Here is a 25650-nt window from a genome sequence, read left to right as displayed (position 1 = left end):
TAAGGAGGGATAGGAATGACCAATATCCCCAAAGCGGACGACCAGGTTGACCAATGGCGTTCAGTGATGTTTCTCTATGATTCAGCACTAAAAAAGGTCAATACAAAGATTGAAATATTAAACAACGAGTTTGCGAACCGTTATGACTATAACCCTATCGAGCATATCAAATCCAGACTGAAATCAGCTGAAAGCATTGTCATGAAGCTTAAGAAGGACGGATACGAGGTAACCATTGAGAATATGATGGAATGCCTCAGCGATATTGCGGGTATCAGGATTATATGTTCGTTCACGTCGGATATCTACCAGATAGCCGGCATGATAGCGGCTCAGGGGGATGTGACTGTCCTTCATGTAAAGGACTATATCAAAAACCCCAAGCCCAACGGATACAAGAGTTATCATATGGTAGTAACTGTGCCGGTCTATCTCACAGATGGACCGGTGGAGACCAAGGTGGAGATTCAAATTCGTTCCGTTGCCATGGATTTCTGGGCCAGTCTGGAACATAAGATTGCGTATAAGTTCGAGGGCAATGCCCCGGAGAACCTGCTGAAGGAACTAAAGGCCTGCGCCGATATGGTGGATATACTGGATGCCAAAATGTTTTCACTTAACGAGGCTATCACGGCATTTGCCAGGGAGCAGAAAGAAAGGTCGGAAGAATCTTAAGTGAACCGATTGATAAAAGAGACAGACCAGGTAATTAAACTGAACCTGCGCCAGCTGGTGATTTTTGAAGTATTGTTCCGGCTGGTTGCAGGTACATTCTATATCAGGCTGGTAAACCAGCTCTTAAGGTTCTCGTTGCGCATGGCAGGATACAGTTATCTGACCATGAGTAATATGGGGGCCTTTCTTCTGCGCCCGGCAACCATTGTCTGCGCCCTGCTGGCAGCGGTGCTGGGGATGGTGCTTATGGTGGTGGAAATAGGGGGCCTTATCACTGCCTACCAGGCTGCGGCCTATTCCATGCGGGTGGATTCCGTGTACATTTTAAAAGGCGCGCTGGGCAAGGCATGGGATGCGTGTAAGGGGAGGAACTGGAAGCTTCTCCCGCTGGCTCTGGCTGATTATGTGATGATGAACAGCTATCTGCTGCTCAGGATTCTCACAAAGATAAAGCCCCTGAATTTTGTCATGTATGAAATCATGCATGCGCCGGCGGCACGGCTGGGCCTGGTGATGCTGACGGCAGCCCTGGTGCTCATAGGGATACCTACTATGCTGGTGTTTTTTGCCTGTATGATTGAGCAGAAGCAGTTTCGCGACGGTTTCAGAAGGAGCATGGAGCTTTTAAAGGGACGCAGCCTCAGGGCAGTAGTCCTGCTGCTGGTTGTGAATTTTGGGCTGGCTGTGGGGCTGGTTCTCATGTACGTGGTCATTGTGGTGGTATCTGCCGTGATTGTCACCCTGTTTGTGGACAGCTATGCGGCCATGGCTGTGCTGGCAGCTGTATGTACTAAACTGGAAGTGGTAGTGCTGTTCATTGGAGGGATATTGGCTCCCCTGGTGGACTTTGGGGCTCTGACCGTGATATATTACCAGTATGGAATGAAAAGCGCGCATGCAGCGCCCTGGGATTTTACCATGCCTTATGAGCTGCATTTTAAGAGAAAATGGATACTGACCATAACAGGGGCGCTGGCGGGAGCCAGCCTGTTTCTTATATTCGATATGGTATACAACGGCACATCCCCTGACTGGGATGTGCTGGGGCAGACAGAGGTGACGGCCCACAGGGGAAGCTCCCGGATGGCTCCGGAGAATACCATGGCAGCCATTGAGGCGGCCATGGAAGAAATGGCGGATTACAGTGAGATTGATGTACAGACAACTGCGGACGGAATTGTGGTGGTGTGCCACGACCTGAACCTTAAGCGGGTGGCAGGGGTGGACCGCAGGCTGGGTACCATGACCTATGACCAGGTAAGCCGGCTGGATGTGGGAAGCCATTTCAGCCCCAGGTTTGCCGGGGAGCGGATACCCACCCTGGAAGAGGTGCTGGAAGCCTGCAAAGGCCGTATGAAGCTGAACATTGAGCTTAAGAATATAGGAAATAGTTCCAGTCTGCCGGAGCAGGTGGCTGCCCTGGTACGGGAATACGGTATGGAGGACCAGTGTGTCATCACGTCGGTTAAGCTGGGATATCTGGAGCGGGTAAAGGAGATGGCTCCTGAGCTGAGGACAGGATACATTCTGGCGGCTGCCTACGGAACGTATTATGACAATGAGTATATTGATTTTATCAGCATCCGTTCCAGCTTTGTGGGAAGGAAACTGGTGGAAGCAGCCCATGAAAAGGGCAAGGCGGTCCATGTGTGGACCGTGAACAGCAAAACTGAGATAGAACAAATGAAACTGTTAGGCGTGGACAATATCATCACAGATTATCCGGTGCGGGCCAGGGAGATACTCTACAGGGAGGAAACCACCGAGACGCTTATGGAATATCTGAAAATGATGCTGAGATAAAAGGAGATAATAGCATATGAGAGCAGTGGTACAGCGGGTGACGCAGGCCAGCGTCACTGTGGATGGAGAATTATTGGGAAGAATTGGTAAGGGGTTTCTGATACTATTGGGAGTGGCGGACGGAGATACCCGGCAGATGGCTGAGAAGATGGCGGATAAGATTTGCCGTCTGCGGATATTTGAGGACGAAAATGGAAAAACTAACCTATCACTGGAGGATGTGGAGGGTGAACTTCTGGTGGTCAGCCAGTTTACCCTGTACGCGGACTGCCGCAAGGGAAACAGGCCCAGCTTTATAAAGGCAGGCGCTCCCCAGATGGCGGAGTCCCTGTACAAACATTTTATGGAGAGGTGCAGGACCCATGTGGATGTGGTGGAGAAGGGGCGGTTTGGAGCAGACATGAAGGTGGAGCTTCTCAATGACGGACCCTTTACCCTGATGCTTGACAGCCAGGAGCTGTTTGGAGAGTAGGAAACGGAAGAACCGGCGGCGGGAAAGCGGCGCGCAACATGGTGCGGTAAGGGGCTGTAAACAGGCCCTGTTGAAAGGAGATGGCAGGACATGGTGAAGATGATGGAGACTGTACTGTACTATAATCCGGGCAGACCGGAGACAATGAAGCATGTGGCTATGATGAAAAGCGTGCTGGTCCGCATGGGCGTGCGCATAAGGAACATAGGACCGGAACAAGTCCTGGAGAAGGTTGGATATCTTGCCGGAATGGAAGGCTATGAGGCTGCGGGAGGCAGCGCCGGGGCAGACGGAGCCGGGGCACAAGGAGCTGATGGGGAGAGAACCGGAGCCGGACCGGGTGAGCTTCCGGTTATACCGGAGGAGGTCATGGTATTAAAACAGTTTTCAAGCCAGAGACTGGACATGCTGCTGGCAGGACTGCGCAGGGCCGGTGTGCCCAGGATTGCCCTGAAGGCAGTTCTGACAGAACATAACAGTGACTGGACCTTCTACCATCTGTACCAGGAATTAAAGGAAGAACATGAGACCATGACGGCAGGGCAGCAGCCATGACAGACCCTACCAGGAAAAGGCAGCTGGAGGAACTGGACCAGGTGACATTGTGCGCCAGGATTCTCTTACAGGCCAGAAGTGAGCTGTATGTGAACATGAAGTTTCTGGATGTGTCTCTCAGCAGTCTGGGCTTTGAGGCTGACTGGGCAAGAGAGGGACTGGGGACGGACGGGCATCTGATTTACTATGGGCCGGATTATCTGCTGGGCCTTTATAAAAGAGGCAGGACGCTGGTAAACCGCGGGTATCTCCATATGCTGTTCCACTGCCTGTTCTGCCATATGTATACACGAAAGGACAGGGACAAGGGGTATTGGGACCTGTCCTGCGACATAGCCATGGAGTACGTCATTGACGGATTATACCAAAAATGTGTCCATGTGCCGAGGAGTGCCCTTAGGAGAGAAATATATCTCAGACTTGAGAAGGCTCTGTCGGAAAAAGGTCCTGTCCTGACGGCTGAGCGGGTTTACAGGGCCCTTTTGGAGATGGAGCTTCCGGACCGCCGCCTGGACATGCTGAAGGCGGAATTCTTCGTGGACAGCCATGATCTGTGGGAGCAGGAGGACAGTCCTAAAATCGTCCGGTCCAGGCAGAACAAGTGGAATGATAACCGGGAGAAGATGCAGACGGAGCTGGAAACCGGTTCAAAGGATGCGTCTGAGGATAACCGGAGCCTGCTGGAGGAGGTTCAGGTGGAAAACCGGGAGAGGTACGATTACAGCCGGTTCCTTCAAAAGTTTGCGGTTCTGAAGGAAGAAATGCAGGTGGATCCGGATTCATTTGACTATGCGTTTTATACCTACGGACTGTCCCTGTACGGCAATATGCCCCTCATCGAGCCGCTGGAGTCCAGAGAGGTTTACCGGGTAGAGGATTTTGCCATTGTCATCGACACGTCCATGTCCTGCTCCGGGGAGCTGGTGAGGCGGTTCCTGGAAGAGACTTACGACGTGCTGTCTGAGACTGAGAGTTATTTTAAGAAGGTCCATTTACACATTATACAGTGTGATGACGCGGTGCAGTCAGACGTGCTGGTCACAAGCCAGGAGGAACTGAAGGCTTATATGGATGATTTCCAGATTAGAGGAAGCGGGGGAACGGATTTCAGACCGGCATTTGAATATGTGAACGGGCTTAAGAAAAGCCGTCAGGCAGCCTCTCTCAAGGGGCTTATTTATTTCACGGACGGCAAGGGAATCTATCCGGTTCAGGCCCCTTCCTACGACACGGCCTTTGTGTTCATTGAGAATATGTTTTCCGATGAATCCGTGCCTCCCTGGGCTATGAAAGTGGTGCTGGAGGAGGAACAGCTCATGGAGTACAGGCCGGGCAGCAGGAACAGAGATACGGAGGCGGACCGGAACCGCAGGAACGGGGAAATGCCGGCAGACCAGGACAGCAGGAACAGACATGGACAATAGAAACAGGGATGGATTGCCTATCCCACAGAGCAGGAGAACAGGACATGAATATTAAGCGGGCTAAGGAAGAAATAAAGGATACCATTGAAGCATACCTTTTAAAGGATGAGAATGGGGAGTATGTCATACCATCCATCCGGCAGAGGCCGGTGCTGCTTATCGGTCCCCCTGGAATGGGAAAGACCCAGATAATGGAGCAGATATCCAGGGAATGCAGGGTCGGGCTGATATCCTATACCATCACCCATCACACCAGACAGAGCGCGGTGGGCCTTCCCTTCATCGAGAAAAAGATGTATGGGGACAGGGAGTATGCGGTGACGGAGTATACCATGAGCGAGATTGTGGCCTCCATCTATAACCGGATGGAGGAAACAGGACTTAAGGAAGGAATTCTCTTTATAGATGAAATCAACTGCGTATCCGAAACCCTGGCTCCGACTATGCTGCAATTTCTCCAGTGCAAGACCTTTGGAAGCCATAAGATACCTGAGGGATGGATTATAGCAGCTGCCGGCAATCCGCCGGAGTATAACAAGTCGGTAAGGGAATTCGATGTGGTCACCCTGGACCGGATTAAGCGGATTGACGTGGAACCGGATTTGGCAGTGTGGAAGGAATATGCATATGCTGAGAATATCCATCCGGCCATTATATCCTATCTCAGCATCAAGGGACAGAATTTCTGCCGGATAGAGACAACCGTGGACGGAAAGCTGTTCGCCACCCCAAGGGGATGGGAAGATTTATCCCAACTGATCCTGGTCTATGAGAGTCTGGAAAAAAGAGCTGACAGGGATGTGATCAGCCAGTATATCCAGCACCCCAGAATTGCAAAGGATTTTGCCAATTATCTGGAGCTGTATTATAAATATCAGAATGAGTATCAGGTGGATGAGATTTTGCAGGGCACCATACGTGAGGCGCTGTGCGACCGGGTAGCCAGGGCGCCCTTTGATGAGCGTCTCAGCGTTACAGGTCTGATTTTGTCCAGGCTGACTGAAGGATTTAAGAAACTGTGGGATAAAAATGCTTCCATGGAACTTCTGATGGAGCAGCTTAAGAGATACCGCCAGGAGATGGACGGCAGGGCCAAGACCTCTGCAAACAGCGCGGCGGCGCAATCCCAATCGCCTGCCATGGCTTTGTCCTGCCTGGCTCAGGAGCTGGAGAAGGAGCGCCTTCACAGGAAGAAAAGCGGACTGTCAGGAAGGCGGGAGGACCGCCTGTGGCTGTGTGTGCGAATCATGCTGGAGGAATATGCCCAGCAGATGAGAAAGGAAGCTGTTGAGGACAGAGAGCAGGCCTGGGAATGGGTGCGCAGAAAATTCATGGAGCACAGCGACTGCTATGAGGCCATGAAGGAGGATTGCGGCAGCCGCCTGGAACATGCCTTTGACTTCATGGAAGCTGCCTTTGGAACCGGCCAGGAAATGGTCATATTTGTCACGGAGCTGAATACCAGCGAGGCGTGTGTGCGGTTCCTGGATGAATATGAGTGTGAACGCTATTACCAGTACAATAAGGACCTGCTTTTTGATGAACAGGAGCAGGCCATAAGGCAGAAGCTGTGATGAAATAGACAGAAGCTTTGATGAAATGTGCAGTGAAATACAGGTTCTATACTGAATGTTGGGGTGTGCTGAAAAGCACACTTCCAACATTCTTTTCGTTGTAATAAAATACATCTATAAGAAGCCTCCTAAACGCATTATCCCGACCAAAGTTTAATGTTACGGAGGTGACCCCTTATAGATGTACCCTAATTATACCAAGGCTTTCCTTAACTTGGAAGGTGTTTTTATTAAAAAAGTGGTTCAGGCAGACTCTTTCATTAAAATTTTCATCCAGTCCCAACCGGTAGAACAGACTTGTCCCTGCTGTGGGGCTAAAACTAAACGGATTCATGATTACCGTTTACAAGAAGTCCAGGACATTCCCTTACTGGGAAAACAAGTAATCCTGCTCCTTCGCAAACGCCGCTACCTCTGCCCATACTGCCGCAAACGGTTCACGGAACCCTATTCGTTCCTCCCCAGCTACCACCGCAGGACCCGCAGACTGGCATTTTACATTGTCTCCCTGCTCCGGCAGACCTTTTCCTTAAAACAGATCGCAGAGCTTACCGGTGTTTCCGTCCAGACGGTCTGCCGCCTTCTGGACACGATTTGCTATCCTCCGCCTGACCAGCTTCCACAAGCGCTTTCCATTGACGAATTCAAAGGCAATGCTTCTACCGGTAAATATCAGTGCATTCTGGTTGATCCGAAAAAGCGCCGGATCCTCGACATTCTCCCGGATCGGACACAGAGCCATCTGGCTGATTATTGGCGGAACATTCCCAGGAAAGAACGCCTGAAGGTAAAGTTCTTCGTCTGCGATATGTGGCGCCCCTACACCGAACTTGCACAGACCTTCTTTCCAAACGCTACAATCATCGTGGATAAATATCATTTCATCCGGCAGGTGACATGGGCGATTGAAAATGTACGCAAACGGCTGCAGCGCTCCATGCCGGTTTCTCTGCGTAAGTATTATAAACGCAGCCGGAAACTCATTCTGACCCGCTATAAAAAGCTGAAGGATGAGAACAAACAGGCCTGTGATTTAATGCTTCACTATAGCGAGGATCTGCGTCTGGCACACCGCATGAAAGAGTGGTTTTATGATATCTGCCAGATGGAAGCGTATCGTCAGCAGCAGAGGGAATTTGATGACTGGATTGCGAATGCACAGAGCTGTGGGATTAAGGAATTTGAGGCCTGTGCTAAGACCTACAGGGCCTGGCGAAAAGAAATCCTGAATGCCTTTAAATACGGATTGACAAATGGTCCCACAGAAGGATTTAACAACAAGATAAAGGTGTTAAAACGGAGCAGCTACGGAATCCGGAATTTCAAACGGTTCCGAACCCGGATACTTCACTGTACATCATAGGATAAAAAGGTCGGTAATGCGGAGGCTTATTTGGCATGCCCAAAATCAGTAAAACCTGGAACTAAACATAAAAAGGGCCCTTTTCATAGAATTGGGGCGGGATTTTAACAAATCCCACCCCAACTATTGACAAAGAGCCGAAATACAAAAGAGCGCGTCTGCGGCTCATCCTTTCCATGGTTGGTTTAACCGTGGGAGGAATGAGCGTCAGACACGCTCCTGTTTTTTATTTTAACTGCTGACAATCTTTAACTGAAAATCAATATTTTACTACCTTCGTCTCATTGTACACGTCCCGGTCCAGGTCGCCCAGCTTGCTGGATACAAGCATGCCTACCATGACATCAACGTCAACGTTCATAAGTGTTCTGAACATTCCTGAGAACCAGTCAATACCAATAAGAATAGCGATACTTTCCAACGGCAGCCCCAGTGAGGAGGCAAGGAAGGTATACACGATTACGGAACCGCCCGGCACAACGATAGTTCCCATGCACATCAGACATGAAAGCAGGATGGCCATTCCCATTTGATAGGTGGTCAGCTGGATTCCGGTGGACTGTGCCATAAAGAAGATTGCAGCCACATAACACAGGGCTGCGCCGCAACTGTTCATGGACATGGTAATGGGTCCGGTAAAATCTGCAACCTTACGGCTTACACCGAACTTTACAACCGCATCTTCCATCTTGGTTGGAAGGCAGATTGCGCCTGAGGTGGTGGTAACGGCCATCATGGACATTTTAGCGAATTTCTTAGGCATCTTTGCAGGGTTTACTTTACAGAGAGCAGCTGTCAGCGGACCATAAATAAGGAACTGGATTGCGTCTCCCAGCAGCAATACTCCCAGGAATTTAATCATAGGAATAATAACCTTGAAACCGGTGGAGCCTGCAACGTTTGCCAACAGACAGAAAATTCCGATTGGTGCAACATGCATGACAGCCTTTATGATGTTGGTAATAATGGTGTTAAAACCGGTTACCCATTCAACCATGTTCCTGTTGCCGCTCTGGCGTGTATATGTACCCATGGCTGTGCCAAAAAACAATGCGAAAACAATACATGGAACCATAGCGCTGTCAGCCATGGAGCCGATGATATTTGTGGATACAAAGCCTAACAGCGTGTCCTGAAGCGATGCTGTTTCAGCGGAGGCATTGGCAATGGCCTCTGCGTTGGCGATTTCGATACCGATGCCGGGCTGTATGAGCATGGACAGAACAACCCCCAGTCCTGCTGATATTAAAGTGAAAAAGATAATCCACTTAAATGTGTGGAACCCCATCTTTCCTACATCCTGGCCGTCTCCGCTTCCCACCGCGCCTGCCACTGCAGTCATTACCAGCAGTACAACCGACATCTGGATTAACCGGATAAAAATATCACCGATAAATTTTAAATTTGAGGCCCATGGCCCAATCAGAGATCCAAAGACAATACCGCCTGCTGTAGCGATTAGAATTTGTGTTGTCAGAGACAACCCTTTTTTCTTTCCCTCCATTGTTTCCCCCTTTTCTTTTCCCTTCTTTTTCTTTCTTGTGCTGATTCCTGTACTAACATTTCGTTTCACGTTCCCATGTCCTGTATGCTTATATTTTAAGGCACAAAGCTGTTTGAAACAATGACGGCAACTTGGAAAGATTTTTTAATTTTTTTATCTAAAGTGTATAATGGGACGCAAAAACACAGTTGATTTTGTTGTGCTATAAACCAATAAATATAATAGACTGGCAAAAAGTGACTGTCAAAATGACAAAGGCTTCAGCCGCTGTTTTTTAGCCGAAGCTCCATAGTTAATATGAGAATGTAATATAAGCCGGTAAAGAAGGGAATGATAAACCGGATATAGAATATGGCCGCAGAAAGAATTTGGCCGGACATAGAATACACATGATGGGAGGAATTGTTTTGGCAAATGATGGGCAGAAAAAAAGCATGGTCCTAAAAGCCTTGGATACCGTGGAGCGGGTGGGGAACAGGCTGCCTGACCCGGCAGTGATTTTCCTGATTCTGACGGGAATTGTCATCCTTGTGTCCGCCCTGTGCGGATTCCTGGGATTGTCTGTCACATATGATTTTCTGGACCGCACAAGCGGTGAGATTACTAAAATGACAGTGGAGGCCGTAAGCCTTCTGGCGCCGGACAGCATCCGGTATATGGTCACCGCGGTGGTGCCTAATTTCACGGGATTTTTTGCGCTGGGAACTGTTTTTACCATTATGATAGGCGTAGGGGTGGCGGACGGTACGGGCTTCATGTCTGCCCTGCTGCGCAGGGTGGCTTCCTCCACGCCAAAGTCATTAGCCACCGCCGTGGTGGTGTTTCTTGGAATCATGTCCAACATTGCCTCATCCACAGGCTATGTGGTCCTGGTCCCGCTGGGCGCGGTCCTGTTCACGGCCTTTGGACGTCACCCGGCGGCCGGGCTGGCGGCAGCCTTTGCAGGTGTATCCGGAGGCTGGAGCGCCAATCTTTTAATCGGCACCAATGACCCCATGTTCGCAGGCATGTCCACCCAGGCAGCCCGCATGATTGACCCGGAATATACAGTGCTTCCCGTCTGCAACTGGTATTTCATGGTGGCATCCACGGTGCTTATCACAGTCATAGGCACCCTTGTCACGGACAGGCTGGTGGAGCCCCGCCTGGGGCCTTGGGGGCCTGTGGAGACAGGGACCATTGGGGATATCGGGGAAAATGAAAGGAGAGGAATGGGCTGGGCCGGCATCACGGTGTTGGTATATGCGGCGGTTATGGCTCTTTTGACGGTTCTGCCCGGAGGACTGCTGCGGGATCCCCAAACCCATTCACTCCTCAATTCCCCATTTATGGACGGCATCATCTTCTTTATGATGCTCCTGTTCCTGCTCCCCGGTCTGGCCTACGGTATCGGAGCGGGCACCCTGAAGAACAGCAGGGACGCGGTGGCTCTTGTGAATAAGTCCATAAGCGGCCTGGCAGGCTTTATGGTGCTGATTTTCTTTGCGGCCCAGTTCACAGCCTGTTTTAACTATTCCAACCTGGGCACCATTATTTCCGTCAAAGGGGCGGATTTCCTTCAATCCGTGGGGCTTACGGGACTTCCTTTAATCGTCTGCTTTATCCTGCTGACAGCCTGTATCAATATCTTCATAGCGGTGGATTCCGCTAAATGGGCCATCATGGCGCCGATTTTTGTCCCCATGTTCATGCGTCTGGGTCTTTCACCGGAGCTGACCCAGGCAGCGTACAGGATTGGGGATTCCAGTACCAATATCATTGCTCCCCTGATGCCCTTTTTCGTATTGACGGTGGCGTTTTTCCAGAAATACGATAGGGACGCCGGAATCGGGAGCGTAATCTCCACCATGCTTCCGTATTCAGGGGCTTTTTTGCTGGGATGGATTGTGATGTTCACTGTCTGGTATCTGACAGGTCTGCCGCTGGGGCCGGGATCGCCCCTGTTTTACGGGCTGTAGTTTCAGGAAGCCTGGGGATTTGTGGAAAGCGGCAGGGGAGACTGTTTGATTGTCTGATATTTTTGGGTAAATTACGGATTGACGGGGAATGGCGGGGGGAGTAGGCTTTTTTAAGAAAACATCCCCCATCGTGCCGTATGAAGATGAGCGGGATACAAAGGATGGTATATGTAAGATGGAACAAAATGGAGCCGGAGTCCGTATGTTTACCAACCAGGATTTGAAGCGCCTTATACTGCCCCTTATTGTGGAGCAGATACTGGCTGTGTCCGTGGGAATGGTGGATACCATGATGGTATCAAACGCAGGGGAGGCAGCTACCTCCGGGGTTTCCCTGGTGGATATGGTCAACACCCTGTTCATCAATATTTTTGCGGCGGTGGCAACCGGAGGCGCGGTGGTGTCCTCCCAGTATCTGGGACAGAGGAGAAGGGACAGGGCCTGCCAGTCGGCCAACCAGCTGATTTTGATAATTGCATGTATTTCACTTATTATAATGGTGCTCTGCATCCTGTTTCGCCGGGGGGTGCTGCATCTGCTCTACGGCGGCGTGGCCGGGGATGTGATGGCCAATGCCCTGGTTTACCTGACCATATCCGCACTGTCCTACCCCTTCCTGGCCGTGTATAATTCCTGCGCCGCCCTGTTCCGCTCCATGGGAAATTCCAAGATATCCATGCAGGCGTCCATCATCATGAACATTATCAATGTTATAGGGGACTCCCTGTTCATCTTTGTATTCCATTGGGGTGTGGCGGGTGCTGCTGCGGCTTCCCTGATTTCACGTATGACTGCCTGTTTTATCCTTCTCTTCCGGCTGAAAAATAAGAATCTGGACATCTTTATTGGGGGAAAATGGAATCTTAATTTCAGAATGGTGAAGCAGATACTGGGCATAGGCATTCCCAATGGGATTGAGAACAGCATCTTCCAGCTGGGCCGGGTTCTGGTGGTGGGGATCATAGCCATGTTCGGCACGACCCAGATAGCTGCCAACGCCATTGCCAATAATCTGGACGGGATGGGCGTACTGCCCGGGCAGGCCATGAACCTGGCTATGATTACCGTGGTAGGGCGCTGCGTGGGGGCAGGCGATTTTGACCAGGCCGGATATTATGCAAAGAAAATGATGAAAATTACATACTTAGTCAACGGGCTTTGCTGTATAGCCGTTATATTGACTATGCCGCTTTCTCTCAGTCTATATGGACTGTCAAAAGAAGCATTGGAACTGGGAGCCGTACTGGTGCTGATTCATGATGGGTGCGCAGTGTTTTTATGGCCGTCCTCCTTCTGTCTGGCCAATGTGCTGAGGGCTGCCAGCGATGTGAAATTCCCCATGTGCGTATCCATCCTGTCCATGCTCCTGTTCCGCATAGGTTTCAGCTATGTGCTGGCAGTGGGACTGGGCATGGGAGCCGTGGGCGTGTGGTGGGCCATGATTGCGGACTGGAGTGTCCGATCCGCCTTCTTTGGATGGCGGTTTGCCAGCGGGAAATGGAAAACCTTTTATCATGCCCTGTAATTTTGGGAAAAATAAGAATGTATTGTCTTTTGGGCAGCGCCGGACCGGTTTGGTGAAACCGGAGGGCGCCGCCTGTTTCTGTATATAAATGGAAAACGGGATAAAATAACTATACGGGAATTGAGGTTTATGTTACTATTAGACATATAAGAACGGATGGGAGATGACCGATATGAAGATAACGTATATCCATCACAGCAGTTTTATGGCGGAGCTTGACCATGCCGTACTTCTGTTTGACTATTTTGAGGGAAACATTCCGGAAACAGACAGGGAGAAGCCTTTGTTTGTGTTTGCCAGCCACCGCCATGGAGACCATTTTTCCCGTTCCATATTTGATTTGGAGGAAAGCCGCGGGAATGTGACCTATGTGCTGTCCGACGATATCTGGACAAGGCAGGTGCCGGAGGACCTTCTGGGCAGAACCATATTCCTGGGACCAGGGGAGGAAGTGAGCCTGAAGGACGGAGCCGGGAATCCGGTGGACATCCGGGCATTTAAGTCCACAGACCAGGGTGTGGCCTTTTTGGCCAGCCTGGAGGGCAGGACCATTTACCATGCAGGGGATTTAAACAATTGGGTATGGGAAGGGGAGCCGGAGGCCGACAACCGCAGGATGAGTGAGAATTTCCACCGGGAAATGGACAAGCTGGCAGGACGCCATATTGATGTGGCCTTTATGCTCATTGACCCCAGGCAGGAGAAGGATTTTTACCTGGGAATGGATGACTTTATGAGAATGGTGGGGGCGGACGTGGTGTTTCCCATGCATTTCTGGGAGGACTTTCAGGCGGCTGCCAGATTTAAGGCCCTGGCCTGCGCCGACGGGTACAAGGACAGGATACAGGAGATACACAGACGGGGAGAGGAATTCCTGGTGTGACAGGCGGACGGCGGGAGACGGGCTTTTCGGTCTGCACCGGACATGGATTTGTGAAACAGACGGGATTAAAGAAAGGAACAGATTATGATTTTGATTCGCGCAGGACGGGTACTGGGACCCGCAGAAGGGCTGGATATAGAGGCGGATGTGGTTTTGGACGGAGACAGGATTGCCGGAATATTTCCGGCGGACCAGGGGGGAGCAGAGGGAGCACCCGGCTTTAGCACCCGGGAGAGGCAGTATGAGCAGATAATCGAGGCAGAGGGACTGGCGGCAGCGCCGGGACTGGTGGATGTCCATGTGCATTTTCGCGATCCGGGGCCCACGTACAAGGAGGACATCCATACAGGGGCAAGGGCTGCAGCAAAGGGCGGCTTCACCACGGTCGTGTGCATGGCCAATACCAACCCCATTGTGGATAACGAGGAGACCCTGCGCTATGTGCTGGAGGAGGGAAAAAGGACAGGCATCCATGTGTTAAGCTGCGCCGCTGTGTCAAAGGGATTTGCAGGCAGGGAGCTGACCGACATGGAGGGACTTCTGGCAGCCGGGGCAGCCGGATTTACAGATGACGGGATTCCGCTGATGGAGGGGACGTTTGTCAGGGAGGCCATGGAGGAAGCGGCCAGATTGGATACGGTTCTCAGCTTCCATGAGGAGGACAAGCATTTTATCAGGGAAAATGGAATCAACCACGGCAGGATTTCCGATGAACTGGGAATCTACGGCTCACCAGCCCTGGCAGAGGATTCCCTGGTGGCCAGGGACTGCATGATAGCCCTGGATACAGGGGCAACCGTGGACATCCAGCATATCAGTTCAGGGCACTCCGTGGAGATGGTGCGCCTGGCCAAGAAGCTGGGGGCAAAGGTATGGGCCGAGGTGACGCCCCACCATTTTACCCTGACAGAGGAAGCCGTGTTAAAGCACGGAACCCTGGCTAAGATGAACCCGCCGTTAAGGACAGAGAAGGACAGGCAGATGCTGATTGAGGGGCTTAAGGATGGGACCATTGACATGATTGCCACAGACCATGCTCCCCACAGCCGGGAGGAAAAGGATCGGCCCCTGACCCAGGCGCCCAGCGGCATACTGGGACTGGAGACTGCCCTGGCCCTGGGAATCACCAATCTGGTGAAGCCGGGACATCTCACGCTTTTGGAGCTTATGGAAAAGATGAGCTATAATCCGGCCAGGCTCTATAAGCTGGACTGCGGACGCATGGAAGCAGGAGCGCCTGCGGATCTGGTGCTTTTCGATGCGGACAGGCAGTGGACGGTGGAAGGCTTTGAATCCAAGTCATCCAACAGCCCCTTTCTGGGCGCCACATTGACAGGCAAGGTAATGTATACGGTTTGCAAAGGAAGGATTGTCTATGGAGATCAGGGAACGGAAGTTTGATGTGATTCTTCTGGATGTGGACGGAACGCTTTTGGATTTTGGCATGTCTGAGAAGCAGGGCATGAAGGTGGTCCTTGAGCAGTATGGATTTGAGCCCACAGAGGAACGGCTTTTGCTGTACCATGAAATCAATGAGGGATTCTGGTCCGCCTTTGAGCGGGGAGAAGTGACCAAGGAAGATTTGGTACGGCAGAGGTTTGAGACGTTTTTTGGCCGTCTGGGCAGGGCGGTGGACGGCCGTGAGGCGGAGGAACTGTACCGCAGGCAGCTGGACGCGTCCGCATTTTTGATTGACGGGGCCCTGGAGCTGTGCGCCTATCTGAAGGACAGGTATGATTTATATGTGGTTACCAACGGGACATCGTCCACCCAGTACAAGCGGCTGGCTGCCTCCGGCCTGGACGGCTTTATGAAGGATATTTTTGTGTCCGAGGACGCGGGGAGCCAGAAACCGCAGAAGGAATATTTTGATTACTGCTTTTCCAGGATACCGGATGCCAATCCGCGGCGTATGCTGCTCATTGGTGATTCACCTGCGTCCGATATCAAAGGCGGAATGGCCGCAGGCACGTATACGTGCTGGTATAACCCCGGCGGACAGACGCTGCCTGAGGGCATACGGGCGGATTATGAAGTGGGGAGCCATAAGGAGCTTATGAATCTTTTGCAGGCTCCTGTTCTGCCCTGAATTTTGGGGAGGGGGACAGCGGCGCGGATCTTTGTCAGTTTTGCCATATAAAATGTCCTTTACACAAACGCTTTAGTGTGCTAATATGATAGCGTGTCAAAAGACCGTGAGGAGCCGCTGGACTTGAAACAGCGGAATAAGAGGAGGACGTTTATTATGAAAAAGAGACTTTTTAGCCTGGCCCTTGCATCTGTGATGGCATTATCCCTGGCAGGATGCGGCGGTTCAAAGGAAGCAGCCACAGAGGCAGAGACAAAGGCAGAAACAGAGCAGACAGCAGCAGACACTTCTGCCAAGGCTGAGGATACCACCGCGCAGGAGGAGACAAAAGCAGAGAGCGAAGCCGCGTCAGAGGCTGTTTCAGAAAGCGCCGGAGGAACATTGATAGTAGGATTTGACCAGGATTTCCCGCCCATGGGATTCATGGGGGACAACGGTGAATATACAGGATTTGACCTGGAGCTGGCCAAGGAAGTGGCAGAGCGTCTGGGACTGGAATATACGGCACAGCCCATTGCCTGGGATTCCAAGGACATGGAGCTGGAGGCAGGCAATATCGACTGTATCTGGAACGGATTTACCATGACAGGGCGTGAGGACGACTATACATGGTCAGAGCCGTACATGGCCAACACCCAGGTATTTGTTGTGGCTAAGGATTCCGGTATAGCCAGCCAGGCAGACCTGGCAGGCAAGATTGTGGAGTGCCAGGTGGATTCCTCTGCAGAGGCAGCGTTAAAGGAGGTCCCGGACCTGACGGCTACCTTCAAGCAGCTGCTTACCACGGCTGATTATAACTCGGCTTTCATGGATTTGGAGCAGGGCGCGGTGGACGCCATTGCCATGGACGTAATCGTGGCCGGATATCAGATTCAGCAGAGAAACGCTGACTTCATTATCCTGGAGGACAGCCTGTCCGCAGAGGAGTACGGAGTTGGATTCAAGAAGGGCAACACGGAGCTTCGCGACAAGGTACAGGCCACCCTGGAAGAGATGGCTGCGGATGGCACGCTTAAGTCCGTATCCGAGAAGTGGTTTGGCGAGGACGTAACTACGATTGGCAAGTAATAAAGGCCGCTGTCTGGACCTGCTGTCCTGCCGGATAATCCGGCGGCAGCTTGTTTAACAGCGGCTTTATACGGCATAAATGTTAAAGGCAGGTAAGAAGTTATGGGTAAAATGACAATCCAGCAGATGTTGATTCAGTTGGCAGGAGGTATGGGAACCAGTATCCAGATATTCCTGGTGACGCTTATCTTTTCCCTCCCTCTGGGCCTTTTGGTGGCCTTTGGTCGTATGTCCAAAAACCGGCTGCTCCAGGCCGTTGTCAAGGTATACATATCCATCATGAGAGGCACGCCCCTGATGCTGCAGCTTATGGTGGTGTATTTCGGACCCTATTACCTGTTCCGCATCAAGGTGGGCAGCGGCTACCGGCTGTGGGCCACCTTCATTGGATTTGTGATCAATTATGCTGCCTATTTTGCTGAAATCTACAGAAGCGGCATCCAGTCCATGCCTGTGGGCCAGTACGAGGCGGCTCAGATTCTGGGCTACAGCCGGTTCCAGACCTTCTTCAAAATCATACTGCCCCAGGTCATCAAACGGATTCTTCCGTCTGTGACCAACGAGGTCATCACCCTGGTCAAGGACACCTCCCTGGCCTTTACCCTCAGCGTGGCGGAGATGTTTTCCATAGCCAAGGCCCTTGCGGCGTCCCAGACCAATATGATTCCCTTTGTGGCGGCCGGTCTGTTCTACTACATTTTCAACCTGGTAGTGGCAGTTGGAATGGAGTGGGTTGAGAAGAAGATGGATTATTACCGTTAGGAACAGGAGGATTGTGGATTATGAAGCTGCTGGAATTAAATCATGTGGAAAAGTCATTTGACGGCCTGGGCGTCATAAAGGATATATCCCTCAGTGTGGAGGAGGGGGAAATCGTTTCTGTCATCGGTCCTTCGGGTTCGGGAAAATCCACCCTGCTGCGGTGCGCCACCATGCTGGAGACCATGGACAGCGGGGAAGTGATATACCTGGGAAAGCGGGCGGCCTGGACAGAGGACGGAAGGGCTGTGTACGCCTCAAAAAAGGATTTAAAGGAAATCCAGAGCCAGTACGGCCTGGTGTTCCAGAATTTCAACCTGTTCCCCCATTACTCTGTTATGAAGAACATCACGGATGCTCCCATCCATGTGCAGAAAAGGGATAAGGCGCAGGTCTATGAGGAAGCCAGGGCACTGCTTAAAAAGATGGGGCTGGAGGACAAGGAAAATGCGTATCCGTGCCAGCTGTCCGGCGGCCAGTGCCAGCGCGTGGCCATTGCCAGGGCATTGGCGCTGAATCCCAAGATACTGTTTTTTGACGAACCCACCTCAGCCCTGGACCCGGAGCTCACCGGTGAGGTTCTCAAGGTGATTAAGTCCCTGGCAGACCTTGACATCGCCATGGTGATTGTCACTCATGAGATGGCCTTTGCAAGGGATATATCGGACCGCGTGGTATTCATGGCGGGCGGTGTCATTGTGGAGGAGGGCACCCCGGAGCAGGTATTTGCTTCGGATAATGAGAGGACCCAGAGCTTTTTGGGGCGGTATGGGGCTTTGCTGAATTAGTTTTAAACAAAATGGTATACTCAGCCAGATATGATAAAAGGCATCCAGGACCATGACAACATGGCAGGGATGCCTTTTTTTCAATGCCGGGCTTATGGCCTCAGGAACAGGTGGTTATTTTGTAAGTACCATTTTCAGGCCGTATATTTTATTTGACAGTAGTATGCTATACTTTTAGAATCAACATTATACAGCAGTCGGAAAGGAGAAAAGAGATGTTTAAATTAGGCGCAATTACAGTGGGGCAGTCTCCAAGGACAGACGTGACAGATGACATTATGGGGATATTCCAGGGGAAGGTTGAAATTCTGGAACGGGGGGCTTTGGATGGCCTGACGGTGGAGGATATAGACAAACTGGCCCCGGATGCGGGGGAGTATGTCCTGGTCTCCCGGATGCGGGACGGCAGCCAGGTTTCGTTTTCCGAGCAGAAGATCCTGCCTCGTATCCAGGAGTGTATCGAACAGCTGGAGGCAGAGGGAGTCAAGATGATTCTGTTCTTTTGTACGGGTGAGTTTGACTATAAATTCAAATCCCGGGTTCCTCTTATATTCCCCTGCGACCTTATAAGCCGGCTGATTCCTGTTCTCTGCGGGGACAGACAGCTGATTGTGGTGACACCCACCCAGAGACAGGTACAACAGTCCCAGGAAAAATGGAGGAAATATGTAAACGACGTGGTGACGGTGGCGGCTTCCCCGTACGGGGGATGGGAGGAAATAGAACAGGCATGCAGAAAGATCAGCGCACTTCAGGGGCCTCTGGTTGTCATGGACTGCATCGGATATTCCTTTGCCATGAAGCGGGAGGTTGCAGAAAAAACAGGGAAGACAGTGGTCCTTTCCCGCACCATGGCGGCCCGGGTGATATCGGAATTGTCAGATATCTGAGACCGGACTGTGAGCTGAGAAAAGGCAAAAAGGCAAAAATGTATGCACACCAAGGACATAAGTGTATACAAAGACGACAAAAACAGAAAGAATAATGCATAATGCATATTAAAAAACTTAAATATCATGCATGATGCAATTGTAAGGATAGTGCAGTTTTGATATGATGATTAAAATAAATAATTTAGATTCTGGATGAGGACACATGAATATCATGGATAACAGGTATACCCTTACAAGGGCCGGAGAATTAAGCGATGAGCTGATCTCCATACGAAGGAAAATTCATCAAAACCCTGAAATTGGATTTGACCTTCCGGAAACAACTGCCCTTGTGGCAGAGAAATTAAAGGCATATGGAATTGAATTCAAGAAAGTAGGAAAAGCGGGAATCAGCGCGGTTCTTGGTAACGCTGAAGCGGGCGGGAAAACATTTCTTCTGAGAGCTGATATGGACGCCCTTCCCTTTGAGGAATTGACCGGTCTCACGTTTGCCTCCAATAACGGCTGTATGCATGCCTGCGGTCATGACATTCATACCAGTGCCCTTCTGGGAGCTGCCAGGATATTAAAAGAGCGGGAAGGCGAGCTGAGAGGAAGGGTCAAGCTGATGTTCCAGCCCTGCGAGGAAGATGTGGGCGGAGCTGCCGACATGGTTGAGGCAGGCGTTCTTGAAAATCCTTCCGTGGACGGCGCCATGGCCCTGCATGTGGTCCATCACAGTATGGGCAGTGTGGGATACAGTACCGGAGCGGCTTGTGCGTCCAGTGATGTGTTCACAATCACCATACACGGGGAGGGCGGACATGGGGCTGTTCCGGACAGCTGTATTGACCCTATCAACGCAGCCGTACATATCCATATGGCCCTGCAGGCCTTAAACAGCCGGGAAACCCATCCCGATGAAATGCTGGTACTGACAATCTGCGAATTCCATTCAGGAGCCGCAGCCAATGTATTTTCCGATACGGCAGTTATGCGCGGCACCATCCGCACCAGGAACCAGAAGGTGCGGGAATATGCCAGGAGACGTCTGGAGGAAATATCGTCAACAGTGGCATCCGCTTTTGGGGCATCTGCCCGGGTGGAATATCTCTATTCCGGTGTCCCGCCCATGGTAAATGACCAGGAGCTTCTGGAAGAGGCAGCGGGATATATTGACCGCCTGCTGGGACCGGGAACCTGTTATGAACTGCCAAGGATGACTGGTTCGGAGGACTTTTCGGTACTGTCACAGCTTGTGCCCAGTGTGCTTTTCTGGGTCGGAACCGGTTCGCAGGAGGAAGGATATCCTTACGGGGTGCACAATCCCAAAGTCACATTCAGCGAGGACATGATACCGGTAATGTCGGCCATCTATGCAGAGGTTGCCATATGCTGGTTAAATAATCATCCGAATTGAAGATATAAAACGATAGTTAAAGGGGACTATGTTTTGCTTTGACTATCGTTTTTTTTATAAAATTTTACAAAAGGGTAGCAAAAACAAAAAAAGAGAGGAGTAATAACTTATGAAAAAAAGATGGATGGTAAGCCTGATGGCAGTGGCAATGGCCGTATCCATGGCAGCGTGCGGCAAAAGTTCGGGGGGCGGCACAGAAAATGCAGGCAGCAGCGCGCCCGCAGGGACCACGGCAGCGGAAGCGGGGGCCAGCGGGGAGACACAGACCGCTGATGCCGGTGAGCCGGTGGACGGCGGGGTACTGACAATATCACTTTCCTCATCGCCTAAAAATCTGGATCCTGTGAAATATACAGGTACATATGAATCACAGATTATCGGAAGCGTATGTGACACACTGGTGGAGTATAACAGCAGCCTGACTGAGATCATGCCCTCTATCGCGGCTTCCTGGGAGGTCAGCGATGATGGAAAAGAGTATACCTTCAAGCTGAGGGATGATGTGTATTTCCAGCCGGGACAGTATCAGGACGGCAGGCAGGTAACGGCAGAGGATATCAAGTATTCCCTGGAGCGTTCTCATGAGCTGTCTGCTATGAACAGGCTGGACATGTTGGATCACTGTGAAGTGATAAGCGATACGGAAGTGAAATGTGTCCTGGAAAATCCCAACGCGGTTTTCCTTACTGCCCTTACCGATGCGGGCAATGTAATTGTCCCCAAAGAGGAAGTGGAGGGATGGGGAGATGATTTCGGAACCCATCTGGTAGGAAGCGGTCCATTTGCGCTGAAGGAATTCAAGCTGGACCAGCAGGCCACCCTGGTGAGAAATGAAAAGTACTGGGCACAGAAGCCTCACCTGGACGGGGTGGTATTCCGTCCTGTCAGCGACGGAAACCAGGCAGTGAATGCCCTGAGGACCGGAGAGGTCAATGTGGCTACCAGCCTTACGGGAGAGGCCGTGCAGGTGGCAAGGGATGATGACACCGTCAAGCTTTTGGAGATGCCGGGGCTTCATGTATCCTACCTGTACTTTAACATGGTAAATGGGCCTACCAAGGATCCGAAGGTCCGCGAAGCCCTGATCAAGGCTGTAAACGTGGAGGAACTGACAGGCGGCGTGTACCAGTATGGCGAGGCTGTGCCTGCATCCCTTCCGCTGCCTCCGGGCTCCTGGGGATACGACGAGGCTGTAAAGGCAGAGGTTCCAACCTATGATCCGGAAGCAGCCAAGGCGCTTCTGGCAGAGGCAGGTTATCCGGACGGATTTGATTTGAACCTGTATATTTCCAATACGCCTACCAGGGTTAAGATGGCAACCCTGTTCCAGGCATACCTGCAGCAGAACCTGAACGTGAATGTAAACATTAATACCAGTGAGTGGGGAACCTTCAGCGAGATTGGCGCTTCCGGACAGGCAGATGTGTTTGGTATGTCATGGACATGGTATCCGGATCCCTACTTCTTCTTAAACAAGCTGTTCTACAGCGGAGAAATCGGTTCCCTGGGCAACGGCCAGGGTTACAATAATCCTGAGGTTGATAAATGCCTGGAGAACGCCCTGCTGACAACAGACCAGAATGAGCGCGCAGACCTGTACAAGAAGGCGTTAGCCCTGATCGTGAAAGATATGCCCGGTATATTCTATGCCAATGAGAATGTGGAGTGGGGTGTGACGCCCAATGTCCAGGGACTGGTCCAGAGGGCTGACGGCAAGGTAAAGATCTGTACAACCGATATTAACGTATGGCTTTCAAAGTAAGGTTCGCAAGCAACGGTATTATATCAGTACCGGCTTGATGGAACCGGCACCGGGGATGCCGTCTTATGGCGGCATTCCTGTCTCAAAAGGAGTTTGGTGACATCTATGTTAAAGACTTTAATTAACCGATGCCTGCAGATCATACCGGCCCTGTTTGTGGTGGTGACCCTGACCTTCGTACTTACGAGGATGATTCCGGGTGACCCGGCCCGGGCCGTGGCAGGTCCCCAGGCTTCCGTGCAGGACGTGGAAAAGCTGCGGGAAAGCATGGGGCTTAACGAACCAATGCTGGTTCAGTACAAAGACTATGTCCTCGGCGTTTTGCAGGGGGACTTCGGGACATCCTATTCCTACAACCAGCCGGTCTTAAAGCTTGTGGCGGAGAGGATACCCAATACACTTCTGCTGGCAATTCCCTCCATAGCGGTTGCGCTTTTGATAGGCATGGTGATTGGTGTGGTCAGCGCGGTAAAGCAGGGTTCTCTGTTTGATTACATATTTATGATACTTGCACTGATTGGGGTTTCCATGCCTATTTTCTGGATGGGCCTTATGCTGGTACTGACCTTCAGCGTCCGGCTTGGGTGGCTTCCGGCCCTGGGCATGGGAACCTTTGAAAACGGCCTGGGGGATGTGATACGCCACATGGTCCTTCCCTGTTTCTGTCTGTCCACCATACCAATGGCAACCTTTGCCAGAATCACCCGTTCCAGTATCCTGGAATCCATTTCAAGCGATTCCATACGGGCCATCAGAGCCAGAGGAATCAGGGACGCCATTGTTATATGGAAGTACGCTTTAAAGAGCGCCCTTCCTCCCATCGTCACAGTCCTTGGCCTTCAGCTGGCATCCTGTTTTGCAGGCGCCATCCTGACGGAAAACGTGTTTTCCTGGCCCGGCATGGGATCACTGATGGTGGGCGCCATTGACAACCGTGATTATATGCTGATTCAGGGCGCTGTTCTTGTAATCGCGCTGGCATTTGTCCTGGTAAATCTGGCGGTAGATATTGTATACATGCTGATCAATCCAAGAGTCAGCTACGAAGGGGGTAGCTAAATGAAAAAGACAGATATAGCCGCATCCCAACCGTCTTACGAGGAGATCCTCAGGAAGGAACGGAGGGCCAACAGCGCCTGGAATAAGCTGAGACGGAATAAGACAGCTATGATTGGACTGTTCATCATTGTGATTATGACCGCCATTGCTGTATTTGCCCCGTTCATCACAGGGGGAAAGCCCAATGAGATACATCCCATTGATGCATATCTGGGCTTCTTTGAGAAGGGGCACCTGTTCGGCACGGATGAAGCCGGAAGGGATTTGTTTACAAGAATATGCTACGGGGCCAGGGTCTCTCTTCTGGTTGCAGTGGGAGCCACGGTACTGGGAGGTGTCATCGGGGTAGCCCTGGGACTTATATCGGGTTACGCCGGCGGCGTGGTGGATGCGGTCATTATGCGCTGCATGGACGGCGTCATGGCATTTCCTTTTATCCTGCTGTCCATTATCCTTATGACGGTACTGGGGGATGGTATATTCAATGTGATCCTGGCAATCGGAATTGCGGTTGTACCGCGCTTTTCCAGGGTGGTCAGAGGCCAGGTGCTCATAGTGAAAAAGGAGGAGTACTGCAATGCAGGCAGGGTCATCGGCATTTCCAATACCAGGATGCTGCTTCACCATATACTGCCCAATACAGTGAGTGAGGTCATTGTGTATGCTACCCTTAACACTGCCAGCGCAATCATATCAGAGGCATCCTTAAGCTTCCTTGGACTGGGCATCAAGCTGCCCACAGCTTCCTGGGGTAGTATTCTGAGGTCGGGAAGGGACTGCCTGAACACGGCGCCCCATATCGCAGGTATCTCAGGCTGCTTTATTTTGCTGACAGTTATCGGCTTTAATCTGCTGGGAGACGGTATACGCGATGTACTGGATCCCAAGATGAGGAGGTAGCCATGAGAGAAGAATTGAAAAGACAGGTCGGGACGTGTATAGACCGATGTTCCGGGGAGCTTACGGAGCTGGCAGATACCATCTGGAACAATCCGGAATATAATTTTAAAGAGTATAAGGCATGCCGGTCCATTACCGGACTGCTTGAGAAGCACGGTTTTGATGTGGAGCGGGGAACCGGCGGGATTGAGACAGCATTTCATGCATTTTGTGATTCCGGAAAGCCGGGACCTCATATTGCGTTCCTGGCGGAGTACGATGCTGTGCCGGGAATGGGCCACGCGTGCGGCCATAATCTGATGGCGGCCATGTCGGCCGGAGCAGGGATTGCGGTGAAGTCCGTGCTGCCTCAGCTTAAGGGCAGTATTTCCGTATTCGGGACACCGGCCGAGGAGGGCGGCGGAGGAAAGGTCATCATGCTTGAAAATGGGGCATTTAACGGGGTGGACGCGGCTATGATAATCCATTCCGCCAATGAGACAGTGGTGAATGATATCTCATACTCCAGGACAGACATCATCGTGGACTTTTTCGGAAAGGGAGCCCATGCCGCTACCTGGCCTGAGGAGGGCGTCAGCGCCCTGGATCCCCTTCTTCTGCTGTTCCAGCATATCAGCCAGATGAGGCTTCGCTGGAATGGGCAGGGAACTATTTTAGGTATCATATCCGAAGGCGGAGAGGACCCCATCCACATTCCGGAACACTGCCAGGGGAAGTTTACAGTGCGCTCGTTCAGCATGAAGACCAAGAAGAAGCTCCTGGGAGATTTTCTGGAGGCCTGCGAGGCCGCAGCCAGGATGACCGGTACTACCTGGCAGTGGAAGGAAGACGGCTACACATATGAGGACATACGCAACAATCCGGTTATAGAGGACGTTCTGGCAGAGCAATTTACCCGGCTGGGAGAAACGGTAATGCCAAGAAGAAAGGAACTGGGAATCGGATGTACGGATGTGGGTAATCTGACCCATGCCTTTCCGGCCCTCCAATCCTATGTCCAGGTGGTTCCCCTGCTCCGGGGACACACAAAGGAATTCGAAGATGCCTGCAAAAGTCCGGACGGACACAGGGCGGCCCTGACTGGCGCCAAGGCACTTGCCATGACTGCGGTGGAGCTTTTATCCGACGACAGCCTTATGGAACAGGTGGACAGGGCCTTTCAGGATATGAAGAAGCAGTATGAATGAGAGGTGAGGA

At 51.5% G+C, this 25650-nt stretch carries 22 protein-coding genes; 21 read left to right on the top strand and 1 reads right to left on the bottom strand.

What is annotated here, in order from left to right:
- Positions 1–15: 15 nt before the first annotated feature.
- From CGC65_RS28780 to CGC65_RS28750, 7 genes are all read left to right on the top strand, one after another.
- The gene (locus tag CGC65_RS28780; RefSeq protein ID WP_002568984.1) at positions 16–675 is read left to right on the top strand and encodes a GTP pyrophosphokinase; all 660 of its coding nucleotides are present in this window, start codon (positions 16–18) and stop codon (positions 673–675) included.
- Positions 676–2478 (top strand): glycerophosphodiester phosphodiesterase, encoded by a 1803-nt coding sequence (locus tag CGC65_RS28775; protein ID WP_002568983.1) that lies wholly within the window; start codon positions 676–678, stop codon positions 2476–2478.
- A gap of 16 nt (positions 2479–2494) precedes the next feature.
- Entirely contained in the window at positions 2495–2950 is a 456-nt protein-coding gene (dtd, locus tag CGC65_RS28770; RefSeq protein WP_002568982.1) for a D-aminoacyl-tRNA deacylase, read from the top strand.
- 90 nt (positions 2951–3040) lie between these two features.
- Positions 3041–3505 (top strand): DUF3783 domain-containing protein, encoded by a 465-nt coding sequence (locus CGC65_RS28765; RefSeq protein ID WP_002568981.1) that lies wholly within the window; start codon positions 3041–3043, stop codon positions 3503–3505.
- On the top strand, positions 3502–4929 hold the full coding sequence (locus tag CGC65_RS28760) for a vWA domain-containing protein (RefSeq protein ID WP_002568980.1): 1428 nt from the start codon (positions 3502–3504) through the stop codon (positions 4927–4929). The genes CGC65_RS28765 and CGC65_RS28760 overlap by 4 nt, the downstream gene beginning before the upstream one ends.
- Positions 4930–4973: 44 nt before the next feature.
- On the top strand, positions 4974–6503 hold the full coding sequence (locus CGC65_RS28755) for an AAA family ATPase (RefSeq protein WP_002568979.1): 1530 nt from the start codon (positions 4974–4976) through the stop codon (positions 6501–6503).
- Positions 6504–6684: 181 nt separating this feature from the next.
- Positions 6685–7866 carry an ISL3 family transposase gene (locus CGC65_RS28750; protein ID WP_002578456.1) on the top strand — a complete coding sequence of 394 codons (1182 nt, stop codon included), beginning with the start codon at positions 6685–6687 and terminating at the stop codon, positions 7864–7866.
- Positions 7867–8125: 259 nt separating this feature from the next.
- On the opposite strand, the gene CGC65_RS28740 is transcribed toward CGC65_RS28750, so the two are convergent.
- On the bottom strand, positions 8126–9370 hold the full coding sequence (locus CGC65_RS28740; protein ID WP_002568978.1) for a dicarboxylate/amino acid:cation symporter: 1245 nt from the start codon (positions 9368–9370) through the stop codon (positions 8126–8128).
- 407 nt (positions 9371–9777) lie between these two features.
- Between CGC65_RS28740 and CGC65_RS28735 the strand changes: the two genes are divergently transcribed.
- The 14 genes from CGC65_RS28735 (at position 9778) to CGC65_RS28670 (ending at position 25640) form a co-directional block, all read left to right on the top strand.
- Positions 9778–11328 (top strand): AbgT family transporter, encoded by a 1551-nt coding sequence (locus tag CGC65_RS28735; RefSeq protein WP_002568977.1) that lies wholly within the window; start codon positions 9778–9780, stop codon positions 11326–11328.
- A 202-nt stretch (positions 11329–11530) separates the two neighbouring features.
- Positions 11531–12853, top strand: a complete 1323-nt coding sequence (locus CGC65_RS28730) for an MATE family efflux transporter (RefSeq protein WP_038282365.1) — start codon at positions 11531–11533, stop codon at positions 12851–12853.
- Between the two features lie 172 nt (positions 12854–13025).
- Entirely contained in the window at positions 13026–13736 is a 711-nt protein-coding gene (locus tag CGC65_RS28725; RefSeq protein ID WP_002568975.1) for an MBL fold metallo-hydrolase, read from the top strand.
- 84 nt (positions 13737–13820) lie between these two features.
- Positions 13821–15137 carry a dihydroorotase gene (locus CGC65_RS28720; protein WP_002568974.1) on the top strand — a complete coding sequence of 439 codons (1317 nt, stop codon included), beginning with the start codon at positions 13821–13823 and terminating at the stop codon, positions 15135–15137.
- On the top strand, positions 15112–15825 hold the full coding sequence (locus CGC65_RS28715) for a YjjG family noncanonical pyrimidine nucleotidase (protein WP_002568973.1): 714 nt from the start codon (positions 15112–15114) through the stop codon (positions 15823–15825). Before CGC65_RS28720 ends, CGC65_RS28715 begins: the two co-directional genes overlap by 26 nt.
- A 156-nt stretch (positions 15826–15981) precedes the next feature.
- The gene (locus CGC65_RS28710) at positions 15982–16893 is read left to right on the top strand and encodes an amino acid ABC transporter substrate-binding protein (protein WP_002568972.1); all 912 of its coding nucleotides are present in this window, start codon (positions 15982–15984) and stop codon (positions 16891–16893) included.
- Between the two features lie 102 nt (positions 16894–16995).
- Positions 16996–17655, top strand: a complete 660-nt coding sequence (locus CGC65_RS28705) for an amino acid ABC transporter permease (protein WP_002568971.1) — start codon at positions 16996–16998, stop codon at positions 17653–17655.
- Between the two features lie 20 nt (positions 17656–17675).
- Positions 17676–18440: an amino acid ABC transporter ATP-binding protein gene (locus tag CGC65_RS28700; RefSeq protein WP_002568970.1), complete on the top strand. Its 765-nt coding sequence runs from the start codon at positions 17676–17678 to the stop codon at positions 18438–18440.
- A gap of 215 nt (positions 18441–18655) precedes the next feature.
- Positions 18656–19330, top strand: coding sequence for an AroM family protein (locus CGC65_RS28695; RefSeq protein WP_002568969.1), 675 nt, complete (start codon positions 18656–18658; stop codon positions 19328–19330).
- A 214-nt stretch (positions 19331–19544) separates the two neighbouring features.
- On the top strand, positions 19545–20732 hold the full coding sequence (locus CGC65_RS28690) for a M20 metallopeptidase family protein (protein ID WP_002568968.1): 1188 nt from the start codon (positions 19545–19547) through the stop codon (positions 20730–20732).
- A 109-nt stretch (positions 20733–20841) separates the two neighbouring features.
- Positions 20842–22494 carry an ABC transporter substrate-binding protein gene (locus CGC65_RS28685; protein WP_002578416.1) on the top strand — a complete coding sequence of 551 codons (1653 nt, stop codon included), beginning with the start codon at positions 20842–20844 and terminating at the stop codon, positions 22492–22494.
- A 105-nt stretch (positions 22495–22599) separates the two neighbouring features.
- Positions 22600–23553, top strand: coding sequence for an ABC transporter permease (locus CGC65_RS28680; protein ID WP_002568966.1), 954 nt, complete (start codon positions 22600–22602; stop codon positions 23551–23553).
- Entirely contained in the window at positions 23554–24453 is a 900-nt protein-coding gene (locus CGC65_RS28675) for an ABC transporter permease (protein ID WP_002568965.1), read from the top strand.
- Positions 24454–24455: 2 nt separating this feature from the next.
- Positions 24456–25640, top strand: coding sequence for an amidohydrolase (locus CGC65_RS28670; protein ID WP_002568964.1), 1185 nt, complete (start codon positions 24456–24458; stop codon positions 25638–25640).
- Positions 25641–25650: the final 10 nt, after the last annotated feature.

It is taken from the genome of Enterocloster bolteae (assembly GCF_002234575.2).
Taxonomy (GTDB): Bacteria; Bacillota; Clostridia; order Lachnospirales; family Lachnospiraceae; genus Enterocloster; species Enterocloster bolteae.
This window is presented reverse-complemented; position numbering and strand designations above follow the sequence as displayed.

Excerpts from the sequence above, each read along its gene's own strand:
- CGC65_RS28670 (WP_002568964.1), top strand. The coding sequence starts at position 24,456 with ATGAGAGAAGAATTGAAAAGACAGGTCGGGACGTGTATAGACCGATGT.
- CGC65_RS28715 (WP_002568973.1), top strand. The coding sequence starts at position 15,112 with ATGGAGATCAGGGAACGGAAGTTTGATGTGATTCTTCTGGATGTGGAC.
- CGC65_RS28760 (WP_002568980.1), top strand. The coding sequence starts at position 3,502 with ATGACAGACCCTACCAGGAAAAGGCAGCTGGAGGAACTGGACCAGGTG.
- CGC65_RS28690 (WP_002568968.1), top strand. The coding sequence starts at position 19,545 with ATGGATAACAGGTATACCCTTACAAGGGCCGGAGAATTAAGCGATGAG.
- dtd (WP_002568982.1), top strand. The coding sequence starts at position 2,495 with ATGAGAGCAGTGGTACAGCGGGTGACGCAGGCCAGCGTCACTGTGGAT.
- CGC65_RS28730 (WP_038282365.1), top strand. The coding sequence starts at position 11,531 with ATGTTTACCAACCAGGATTTGAAGCGCCTTATACTGCCCCTTATTGTG.
- CGC65_RS28675 (WP_002568965.1), top strand. The coding sequence starts at position 23,554 with ATGAAAAAGACAGATATAGCCGCATCCCAACCGTCTTACGAGGAGATC.
- CGC65_RS28680 (WP_002568966.1), top strand. The coding sequence starts at position 22,600 with ATGTTAAAGACTTTAATTAACCGATGCCTGCAGATCATACCGGCCCTG.
- CGC65_RS28700 (WP_002568970.1), top strand. The coding sequence starts at position 17,676 with ATGAAGCTGCTGGAATTAAATCATGTGGAAAAGTCATTTGACGGCCTG.
- CGC65_RS28720 (WP_002568974.1), top strand. The coding sequence starts at position 13,821 with ATGATTTTGATTCGCGCAGGACGGGTACTGGGACCCGCAGAAGGGCTG.
- CGC65_RS28755 (WP_002568979.1), top strand. The coding sequence starts at position 4,974 with ATGAATATTAAGCGGGCTAAGGAAGAAATAAAGGATACCATTGAAGCA.
- CGC65_RS28740 (WP_002568978.1), bottom strand. The coding sequence starts at position 9,370 with ATGGAGGGAAAGAAAAAAGGGTTGTCTCTGACAACACAAATTCTAATC.
- CGC65_RS28710 (WP_002568972.1), top strand. The coding sequence starts at position 15,982 with ATGAAAAAGAGACTTTTTAGCCTGGCCCTTGCATCTGTGATGGCATTA.
- CGC65_RS28780 (WP_002568984.1), top strand. The coding sequence starts at position 16 with ATGACCAATATCCCCAAAGCGGACGACCAGGTTGACCAATGGCGTTCA.
- CGC65_RS28685 (WP_002578416.1), top strand. The coding sequence starts at position 20,842 with ATGAAAAAAAGATGGATGGTAAGCCTGATGGCAGTGGCAATGGCCGTA.
- CGC65_RS28765 (WP_002568981.1), top strand. The coding sequence starts at position 3,041 with ATGGTGAAGATGATGGAGACTGTACTGTACTATAATCCGGGCAGACCG.
- CGC65_RS28705 (WP_002568971.1), top strand. The coding sequence starts at position 16,996 with ATGGGTAAAATGACAATCCAGCAGATGTTGATTCAGTTGGCAGGAGGT.
- CGC65_RS28695 (WP_002568969.1), top strand. The coding sequence starts at position 18,656 with ATGTTTAAATTAGGCGCAATTACAGTGGGGCAGTCTCCAAGGACAGAC.
- CGC65_RS28725 (WP_002568975.1), top strand. The coding sequence starts at position 13,026 with ATGAAGATAACGTATATCCATCACAGCAGTTTTATGGCGGAGCTTGAC.
- CGC65_RS28750 (WP_002578456.1), top strand. The coding sequence starts at position 6,685 with ATGTACCCTAATTATACCAAGGCTTTCCTTAACTTGGAAGGTGTTTTT.